The 7136-nt window shown below is 59.8% G+C and carries 5 protein-coding genes; 1 reads left to right on the forward strand and 4 read right to left on the reverse strand.

The features are described 5' to 3' along the window. Positions 1-75: 75 nt before the first annotated feature. The 4 genes from glnG to glnA form a co-directional block, all read right to left on the reverse strand. Positions 76-1494: a nitrogen regulation protein NR(I) gene (gene glnG / locus OKC30_RS08755; protein WP_010672523.1), complete on the reverse strand. Its 1419-nt coding sequence runs from the start codon at positions 1492-1494 to the stop codon at positions 76-78. Positions 1495-1503: 9 nt separating this feature from the next. Further along, entirely contained in the window at positions 1504-2559 is a 1056-nt protein-coding gene (gene glnL / locus OKC30_RS08760; protein ID WP_103858173.1) for a nitrogen regulation protein NR(II), read from the reverse strand. A gap of 86 nt (positions 2560-2645) precedes the next feature. Next, a complete protein-coding gene (locus tag OKC30_RS08765; protein WP_119197046.1) occupies positions 2646-3215 on the reverse strand; it encodes a DUF4124 domain-containing protein in 570 nt (189 codons plus the stop codon). A gap of 191 nt (positions 3216-3406) precedes the next feature. Further along, positions 3407-4816, reverse strand: a complete 1410-nt coding sequence (gene glnA, locus OKC30_RS08770; RefSeq protein WP_010672526.1) for a glutamate--ammonia ligase — start codon at positions 4814-4816, stop codon at positions 3407-3409. A 350-nt stretch (positions 4817-5166) separates the two neighbouring features. Here glnA and typA point away from each other — a divergent pair, with 350 nt between their 5' ends. Next, complete coding sequence (typA, locus tag OKC30_RS08775; protein WP_043153538.1) at positions 5167-6978, forward strand: translational GTPase TypA; 1812 nt, start codon at positions 5167-5169, stop codon at positions 6976-6978. Positions 6979-7136: the final 158 nt, after the last annotated feature.

A 7136-nucleotide genomic window follows, 5' to 3' on the forward strand; every position in this document is an offset into this window, starting at 1 on the left:
CCGTTTGCAAGCAAACGGGGTGTGATTGGTCAGGCTTTCCCTCAAGGCGTGATGGGAATCGTTTTTCCCGCAGGCTCAGGGAATGTCGAGCTCCTTGAGCTTGCGGGTCAGGGTATTGCGGCCCCAGCCGAGCAGGCGGGCTGCCTCCTGCTTGTGACCATGGGTGTGATCCAGTGCCGTCTCCAGCATGATCCGTTCGAACTGGGGCATGGCATCCGCCAGGATATCGGTCTCCCCCAGCGCCAGCTTGGCGGCCACCCAGTCCTGCAACTGCTGCTGCCAGCCACCGGTCAGGGCTGGCTGGCCCGGCTCGGCGGTGCTAGTGATGGGAGTCAGCAGCTCGGTGGGCAGATCGCCTACCAGCACCTCCTGGCCCGAGGCCATCACCGTCAGCCAGCGGCAGACGTTCTCCAGCTGGCGCACGTTGCCCGGCCAGGGCAGGCGGCTGATGTAGGTCTGGGTATCCGGGTGCAGGCTCTTGGCCTCCACGTTCAGCTCCTTGGCGGCTCGCAGCAGGAAGTGCTGGGCCAGCTGGGGGATGTCCTCCCGGCGCTCCTTGAGGGCCGGAATATGGATGCGGATGACGTTGAGGCGGTGGAACAGGTCTTCCCGAAACTCGCCGTCGGCGACCCGTTTCTCCAGATTCTGGTGGGTGGCGGCAATGATCCGCACATCCACCTGCACCGGTTGGTGGCCACCAACCCGGTAGAACTGCCCGTCCGCCAGAACCCGCAGCAACCGGGTCTGCACGTCCAGCGGCATGTCGCCTATTTCGTCGAGAAACAGGGTGCCACCATCGGCCTGTTCGAAGCGGCCGTGACGAATGTTGTTGGCGCCGGTGAAGGCTCCCTTCTCATGACCGAACAGCTCGGATTCGATGAGATCTTTCGGGATGGCCGCCATGTTGAGGGCGATGAAGTTCTTGTGGGCCCGGGGGCTGTGCTTGTGCAGGGCATGGGCAACCAGCTCCTTGCCGGTACCGCTTTGACCGTTGATGAGCACCGAGATGCTGGAGCGCGACAGCCGGCCGATGGCGCGGAACACCTCCTGCATGGCAGGGGCTTCGCCGATGATCTCCGGGGTGGTGGTGGCTTCCTGTTGGCGAGCCTTGCGCTTGGTCCGCTGCTCCTTGAGGTGGTTCTCGGCCCGGCGTACCAGGGTGACCGCCTCGTCGATGTCGAACGGCTTGGGCAGGTATTCGAAGGCGCCGCGCTGGTAGGCGTTGACCGCGGAGTCGAGGTCCGAGTGGGCCGTCATGATGATGATGGGCAGATCGGCTTGGCGGCGATGGATCTGCTCCAGCAGGCTCAGGCCGTCGATGCCCGGCATGCGAATATCCGAGAGGATCACGTCCGGTGAGCGCATCTCCAGTGAACTCAGCAGGGCTTCGCCGTCGGCGAAACTTTCGCATTCGAAGCCTTCGCTGCCAAGGGTGCGCTCCAGAACCCACCGGATGGAGCTGTCGTCATCGACGATCCACACTTTTGCTGTCATGAGGTTCCCTTACTTGCGAAGTGGTAAATAAATGGTGAATTCGGTGTGGCCCGGCCAGCTGATGCAGTCGATGCGCCCCTTGTGCTGATCGATCAGGTTCTGGGCGATGGAGAGGCCCAGGCCTGTTCCCCCGTCCTTGCCGGTGATCATGGGATAGAAGAGGGTGTCGCGAATGGCGTCGGGAATGCCGGGGCCGTTGTCGATGATCTTGATTTCGGCCGCCAGGCGATAGCGCTGGCCATGGATGGTGATCTGGAAGGCGGTGCGCGTCTTGATGCGGATGAGGCCGTCCTGATCCCCAAGGGCCTCGGCGGCGTTGCGCACTATGTTCAGGAACGCCTGTTGCAGCTGGTCCGATTCCATCTCGAATTCGGGGATGCTGGGGTCGTAGTCCCGCTCGATGCGGATCTGCGGCGGCAGCTCCAGGTCCACCAGACGGCGCACCTGCTCCAGCACGGAGTGAACATTGTGCATCTGGTGACGGCCGGGACGCTGGGGACCGAGCAACCTGTCGACCAGCACCCGCAGGCGATCGGCCTGCTCGATGATGATGCCGGTGTATTCACGCAAGGCCGGGTCGGGCAACTCCTTTTGCAGTAGTTGGGCCGCGCCGCGCAATCCCCCCAGGGGGTTCTTGATCTCGTGCGCCAGGCCGCGCACCAGCTCCTTGGCGGCCTGCTGCTGGGCGTGTTGCTGCAGCTCCTGGCTGATCTTCTTCTGCTGATCGATCTTGCGCAGTTCTACCACCATCAGTCGCTGTTCATGATCGGCCATGGGGCTGACGCTGATCTCTACCAGCCTGGGCTCCCCCTCCACCACCAGGGTGACTTCGCTGTCGGTGAAGCCCTGCCCCGAAATGAGGCACTGTTTGAAACGCTGCAGATCGAGAGAGATGTGTTCCAGCAGGTGGGGCAGTTCGATGCCGATCAGTCGTCGTTCGCTGAGGGAAAGCAGCTGCTCTGCCGCCGGGTTGACGAATTGAATGCAGAGACGTTCATCCATGAGAATGACGGCGGTCAGCAGGTTGTCCAAGAGTGTCTTGGCGTTGTCCGAGCGGGTTGGCACAGGTTTCTCCCTAAAACGGTGCTGTACACCTAGAATGCACCAATATAGTGCATCAAGTTTACCCGCATCGGTGCGTCACATCACCCCTAATTGGCCTTGGGGGAGGCTCTGGGAGCCTGATTCACCGACGCCCTGTGCAGGTAAAAGGTGGTTGGCTTAGATTTAGCAAGGATCGTACCGTCTTTGGCGAGCAACTCGAGCCGTGCCTCATAGGCGCCCCTATCGAGGTTTTCCACCCGTATGGCCAGGCTGTTGTGAACCAGGGGCACCGCCTTGCCGTTCAGGATCAGACGCACATCGTATTGCACCGGGACCTGGGGAGAGATCTCGCCCTGGAAGACGATGTTGCCGGTATTGTCGCGCAATGTGCTGCCCGGTTCCGGAGAGATGAGGTCGATCTCCAGGGGAGCGGCTTCCAGGGCTTTCCTGGCATCGACACCGGTCAGGCTGTTGAAGTTGTCCACCTGGACCGAGTGGGGGGCTGTGCCGATGAGCGGCGAGACCCGCAGGTCCACCTCTTTTGCGCTCTTGCCGGGAGGGGGGGCATCGGTGTAGTGGGTCACCCCCTGGGGATCGACCCAGGAGTAGACGCGGGCGGCCTGTGCGGAACAGGAGGCCATCAGCAGGAGGCTCAGCAGCCAGGGTACAGTGTTCATCCATCTCTCCTTGACGGGGTTCACCTTAATCCTATCAGAGAAAAACCACGGGGTCGGGGTGTGAACAGCCGAGGGTGGTACGGCTCCGTGAACGGGATCATCTTTCTGTACGATCGTGCCCGTTTGGCGGTATTTCCGTTGCCAGAATGAAAAAAACCCGCCAGATGGCGGGTTTATCATGGGAAAGCGGATTAGACGGAGTAGTACAGCTCGAACTCCAGCGGGTGCGGAGTCATGCGCACGCGGTCAACATCCTGCTGTTTCAGTTCCAGGTAGGAGTTGATGAAGTCATCGCTGAACACGCCACCACGGGTCAGGAACTCACGGTCTGCATCCAGTGCGGACAGCGCTTCGTCCAGGGAACCGGCAACGGTCGGCACTTCGGCGGCTTCTTCCGGCGGCAGATCGTACAGGTTCTTGTCCATGGCATCGCCCGGATGGATCTTGTTGATGATACCGTCCAGACCGGCCATCAGCTGGGCCGCGAAGGCCAGGTACGGGTTGGCAGCCGGATCCGGGAAGCGTACTTCGATGCGGCGGGCTTTCGGGCTCGGCACGACCGGGATACGGATGGAGGCAGAGCGGTTGCGGGCGGAGTAGGCCAGCATGACCGGTGCTTCATAGCCCGGCACCAGACGCTTGTAGGAGTTGGTGGTCGGGTTGGCGAAGGCGTTGATGGCCTTGGCGTGCTTGATGATGCCGCCGATGTAGTGCAGTGCCATCTCGGACAGACCGCCGTACAGGTCGCCTGCGAACAGGTTGACGCCGTCTTTGGCCAGGGACTGGTGGCAGTGCATGCCGGAGCCGTTGTCACCGAACATGGGTTTCGGCATGAAGGTGACGGTCTTGTTGTAGGCGTGGGCCACGTTGTGGATCACGTACTTCAGGACCTGCACTTCGTCAGCCTTCAGGGTGAGGGTGTTGAAGCGGGTTGCGATCTCGTTCTGACCGGCGGTCGCCACTTCGTGGTGGTGAGCTTCGACGACCTGGCCCATCTCTTCCAGCACCAGGCACATGGCGGCACGGATGTCCTGGGAGGAGTCAACCGGGGCAACCGGGAAGTAACCACCCTTGACGAACGGACGGTGACCCTTGTTGCCGTGCTCGTAGTCGGTACCGGAGTTCCAGGCAGCTTCTTCGGATTCGATCTTCACGAAGCTGTGGCCCATGGTGTTGGAGAAGGTGATGTTGTCGAACATGAAGAATTCCGGCTCCGGCCCGAACAGCACGGTGTCAGCGATGCCGCTGGACTTCAGGAAATCTTCGGCACGCTTGGCGATGGAGCGCGGATCGCGGTCATAGCCTTGCATGGTGGCGGGTTCCAGCACGTCACAGACGATGTTCAGAGTGGTCTCTTCGGTGAACGGGTCCAGTTTGGCGGAAGCCGGGTCCGGCATCAGCACCATGTCAGACTCGTTGATGCCCTTCCAGCCGCCGATGGAGGAACCATCGAACATCTTGCCGTCTTCGAAGAAGTCTTCGTCAACCTGGTGGGAAGGGATGGATACGTGCTGCTCTTTACCCTTGGTGTCGGTAAAACGCAGATCAACAAACTTGACTTCGTGTTCCTGGATCAGGGCCAAAACGTTCTGGGCTGACATGCTAAGTAACCTCCGGTGTTAAAACTCTTTGGGTGAATGCGTCGTCACATTCACATAAGCCAGTATCGTGCCAAGTTTGTGACAGCTTGATTTCAGGGCACTTGCACCGTTTCAGGCTGTCGAAAAACCCGTTCTCATGCCGGTTGCTGCATTAAAGTGGTGCAACCTTGGATCGTTTTGGTGCACCGAGATGGTGCGCCAGCGTATCCAGGCCATCTAAGCAGCCTTTTGCTGCGGGGTCCATGATCCTGATCCTTTGTTGTGTGTGAATGTGTTGCAATTCTGCTAGGCAGATCACAAAGGCGAGAGTACAATTAGCGCCCAATTTTACCCGGTGATTTGAGGCGAGAATGTTAGAGAATTTACGCAATATTGCGATTATTGCGCACGTTGACCACGGCAAAACGACTCTGGTTGATAAGCTGCTGCAGCAATCCGGCACTCTGGATCGCACCAGCGAAGGTCAGGAACGGATCATGGACTCCAATGATCTGGAACGGGAACGTGGCATCACCATTCTCGCCAAGAACACTGCGATCCGCTGGAACGACTACCGCATCAACATCGTGGATACCCCGGGTCACGCCGACTTCGGTGGTGAAGTTGAGCGTGTACTCTCCATGGTTGACTCCGTGCTGCTGCTGGTCGACGCCGTTGACGGCCCGATGCCGCAGACCCGTTTCGTGACCCAGAAGGCGTTCGCCCAGGGTCTGAAGCCCATCGTGGTCATCAACAAGATCGACCGTCCGGGTGCTCGTCCTGACTGGGTAATGGATCAGGTCTTCGATCTGTTCGACAACCTGGGTGCCACCGATGAGCAACTGGACTTCAAGGTTGTTTACGCCTCTGCACTGAACGGTTGGGCCACCCTGGATCAGGACGTCCCGTCCGAGAACATGGAACCCCTGTTCCAGGCCATCGTCGACAACGTGGAAGCCCCGAAGGGCGACGTTGACGGTGCCTTCCAGATGCAAATCTCCCAGCTGGACTACAACTCCTACGTGGGCGTCATCGGTATCGGCCGCATCACTCGTGGTCGCGTCAAGACCAACCAGCAGGTCACCATCGTCAGTGCCAACGGCAAACCGCGTACCGGCAAGGTCGGTCAGGTGCTGGGCTACCTGGGCCTGTCCCGTACCGAAGTGACCGACGCGCAAGCGGGCGACATCATCGCCATCACCGGTCTGGGCGAGCTGAAGATCTCCGACACCATCTGTGACAACAGTGCCGTCGAAGCCCTGCCGCCGCTCTCCGTTGACGAGCCGACCGTGAACATGACTTTCCAGGTCAACACCTCGCCGTTCGCCGGTAAAGAAGGCAAGTTCGTCACCTCCCGCAACATTCTGGAGCGTCTGAACCAGGAGCTTGTCCACAACGTGGCCCTGCGCGTGGAAGAGACCGAAGATCCGGACAAGTTCCGCGTCTCCGGCCGTGGTGAACTGCACCTCTCCATCCTGATCGAAAACATGCGTCGCGAAGGTTACGAACTGGCGGTATCCCGTCCGGAAGTTATCCTGCGTACCGTGGATGGCGAACTGCAAGAACCGTTCGAAACCGTTACTGTGGACGTGGAAGAAGCGCATCAGGGTTCCGTGATGGAGCAGCTCGGCCTGCGTAAAGGCGAGATGACCAACATGACCCCGGATGGCAAGGGTCGCGTCCGTCTGGACTTCATCATCCCGAGCCGTGGCCTGATCGGCTTCCAGACCGAGTTCCTGACCATGACCTCTGGTACCGGTCTGCTGTATCACACCTTCGACCACTACGGTCCGCACAAGGGTGGCAGCATCGGTGAGCGTCAGAACGGCGTGCTGATCTCCAACGCCACCGGCAAGGCTCTGACCTTCGCCCTGTTCGGTCTGCAAGACCGTGGTCGTCTGTTCATCGGTCACGCGACCGAGGTGTACGAAGGCCAGGTGATCGGGATCCACTCCCGCTCCAACGACCTGACCGTCAACTGCCTGAAAGGCAAGCAGCTGACCAACATGCGTGCCTCCGGTACCGATGAAGCCCAGGTGCTGACTCCGCCGATCCGCATGACCCTGGAGCAGGCTCTCGAGTTCATCGACAACGACGAGCTGGTCGAGATCACCCCGAAAGCCATCCGTATCCGCAAGAAACTGCTGACCGAGATGGATCGCAAGCGCGCCGGTCGTGCTTGATCGAGAGCTGTTCATCGACAGACCAAAGAGAGGCCTTATGGCCTCTTTTTTTATGGGCTCGACATGAGGGTGCATGGGGCCTTATACCAATCAGATTAAAGATGTGATCTAATTGCTCTATTCTGGTTTCACTGTACTCAGTATGTCCGATCCAATCG

It is taken from the genome of Aeromonas sp. QDB18 (genome assembly GCF_027705325.1).
GTDB classification, from domain to species: Bacteria; Pseudomonadota; Gammaproteobacteria; order Enterobacterales; family Aeromonadaceae; genus Aeromonas; species Aeromonas caviae.

Coding starts and splice junctions, on each gene's coding strand:
- glnG (WP_010672523.1), bottom strand. CDS start 1,494: ATGACAGCAAAAGTGTGGATCGTCGATGACGACAGCTCCATCCGGTGG.
- OKC30_RS08765 (WP_119197046.1), bottom strand. CDS start 3,215: ATGAACACTGTACCCTGGCTGCTGAGCCTCCTGCTGATGGCCTCCTGT.
- glnA (WP_010672526.1), bottom strand. CDS start 4,816: ATGTCAGCCCAGAACGTTTTGGCCCTGATCCAGGAACACGAAGTCAAG.
- typA (WP_043153538.1), top strand. CDS start 5,167: ATGTTAGAGAATTTACGCAATATTGCGATTATTGCGCACGTTGACCAC.